Annotated in this window: 1 pseudogene; it reads left to right on the top strand. The window is 42.1% G+C overall.

Going from position 1 to position 776, the window contains the following annotated elements:
* Positions 1–776: pseudogene (locus tag HMPREF1865_RS06160) on the top strand (hypothetical protein); the annotation flags it as partial.

Genomic DNA, 776 nt, shown 5'->3' with positions numbered 1-776 from the left:
TATCAACACCACTATTGCGAAAGGTTTGAACTTCAAGGGTGATGATGCAACTGTCATCAATAAACAATTGGGCGATCAATTGGATATTAAAGGCGGTGCGGCAGCAACGAACTTGTCGGATAACAATATCGGTGTGGTATCCTCAAATGGCTCATTAAATGTGAAATTGGCCAAAGATTTGACCGGTTTGAACAGCGTAACGGCGGGAACAGCTAGAATGGGTGTTGATTCCACAGACCATAAGAGCTATGTGACCGGTTTAGATAACCGTGACTGGGATGTACAAAATCCGGTAGTTGTAAATGGTAGAGCGGCAACAGAAGACCAATTGAAGAAGGTATCTGATGCTATTACCGTTGCCAATGCATCTAAGACTGATTATCGTCTAGTTAAAAACTCAGCTGCGGCAGATGGATCTTATACAGTAACTAATAACAAGGTTGATCTTAAAGTAGAGGATAAAGCTAATCCAACTTCACCGGCAAGCACAGTTACAATCAATAACATCGCTAGTGCTGATGATGTTGAAAAACTAAAATCCGGCTTTAAAGTAAAGGCCGGCAATAATGAAGGCCCAATCAAAGCTGGCGATACGCTTGAATTTGCGGCAAAAGACAATGCAATCGTGGAATACGATACGGCTGCTAAGAAATTGACCGTAGCTGTAAGCAAAAACCCTAATTTCGATAGCGTAACCGTAGGTGACGTAGTAATCAATAATAGTGGTATTAATGCGGGCAATAAACAAATCACAAACGTTGCCAGCGGCGGAGATG

The organism is Veillonella parvula, from assembly GCF_001553335.1.
Taxonomy (GTDB): domain Bacteria; phylum Bacillota; class Negativicutes; order Veillonellales; family Veillonellaceae; genus Veillonella; species Veillonella parvula_S.
The sequence above is the reverse complement of the archived record's forward strand: the minus strand, read 5'-3'. Positions and strand labels throughout refer to the sequence as shown.